The organism is Salipiger sp. ABF4_146 (assembly GCF_056161345.1).
In genome coordinates, this window is the sequence record NZ_JBSWYX010000065.1 from 1 (window position 1) to 1,622 (window position 1,622).

The window sequence follows — 1,622 nt, forward strand, 5'->3', positions numbered from 1 at the left end:
TCAGATGCCGTAATGGGGCTCGCCAAGGAACACCGCCGTAGTGACTTGCTGAACGGTTGGCGTTGAAGTGTCGTTGCCCCTGGCACGCAAGCATTGCGTGTTTACGGGGTCTTGCTGTGCGGCACGCCCCCAAGTCGCTATCAAACGAAAGGGCAACGACATGGACTTGTTTATCGGTTTGGACGTCTCTCTGACAAGTACAGCGATATGCGTGCTGACGGTGCACGGGAAGGTGGTCAAAGAAAGGACGTCGGCCAGCGAACCGGAGGAGTTGGTCGCTGCGTTGCGCGAACTCTCGGGCAGCGTGGTGGTCGTGGGTCTCGAGGCCGGGCCGCTATCGCAATGGCTGCACAGGCATCTAACGGAAGCCGGGTTCGATACAGTTCTCATGGAAACTCGTCAGGTGAAGGGGGCCTTGAAAGCGATGCCGATCAAGACCGACCGTCGGGATGCGGAAGGGATCGCGCGGCTTCTGCAAATGGGATGGTTCCGGCCGGTCCATTGCAAGTCGGTATCGGCGCAGGAAATACGCGCGGTACTGACGATGCGAAAATCGATCCAGCAGGCCATCATCAACATTGAACTGTCGATGCGGGGCGTGCTGCGCAACTTCGGGCTGAAGATGGGCAGGATTTCGAAAGGACGTTTCGACGAACGGGTTCGCGAACTGACCGATGGCAATCCCATGCTAGAAGCGGCAGCGGGCCCGATCCTGATAGCCCGTGAGGCACTACGGATAGAATTGGTAAAACTGGAAAAGCTGGCCAAGGATCATGCCAAATCGGACCCCATCTGCCGTCTGATGATGACAATGCCCGGGGTCGGAGCCATCGTCGCGCTTACCGTGAAGTCGGCCATCGACGATGCGGACCGGTTCCGCTCCTCGAAGGATGTCGGCCCCTGGGCGGGATTGACACCGCGGCGCGAGCAATCCGGTGAGCGGGATATCGTCGGCCAGATTACAAGAGCGGGAGACGCTAGTTTGCGTACCGCTCTCTGCCAAGCCGCGACAGTGATGCTGAGCCGTGGAAGAACCAACTGGCTGACCGCTTGGGCATTGCGTGTTGCGCAGCGGCGCGGAAAAAAGCGCGCGACGATCGCCTTGGCCCGGCGGATCGGGGTGGTGCTTCACCGCATGTGGCGTGATGCCACTGACTTTCGTTTCACACGCGCCGAGACAATGGCAAAATCGCCGGCGTAGGCGTCGACGGCTCAGTTGAGACTAGGGAGTTTATCATTAGGAGAGTTCAGCCGCGCCAGAGAGCGTGGGCTACCGAGGTCCCAAGCCGGGACGCGGTCCCCGATGATGCCGGCAGAGGCCTTGTCGCCAGATACCAGCTGTCTGAGTGCGCGTGTCAGATAGGCACACGGGAACCGCATTTGAACCAGGCATGATGTGGCAGCTACGACGCTGACTACGGACAGAAGCATCATCCCGGTACGGGAATACCTTTGGCTGCCTCCAACCTCTCATCAGTTGAACAGCCCAACGACCCACATTGCACCGACATGCATCTCGATGGCGAGAAACTCGCCTAGGCCGCCGTATGATAATCTCGTACCGCGATGCCATGGCGTTCTAAGTTCTCAGTTGACATAGGACGCCCCATTACAGAAGGCCT

At 59.2% G+C, this 1,622-nt stretch carries 1 protein-coding gene; it reads left to right on the forward strand.

Going from position 1 to position 1,622, the window contains the following annotated elements; translation table 11 throughout:
* Positions 1-160: 160 nt before the first annotated feature.
* The gene (locus ACXAJT_RS27555) at positions 161-1,201 is read left to right on the forward strand and encodes an IS110 family RNA-guided transposase (protein WP_475242202.1); all 1,041 of its coding nucleotides are present in this window, start codon (positions 161-163) and stop codon (positions 1,199-1,201) included.
* Positions 1,202-1,622 lie beyond the last annotated feature (421 nt).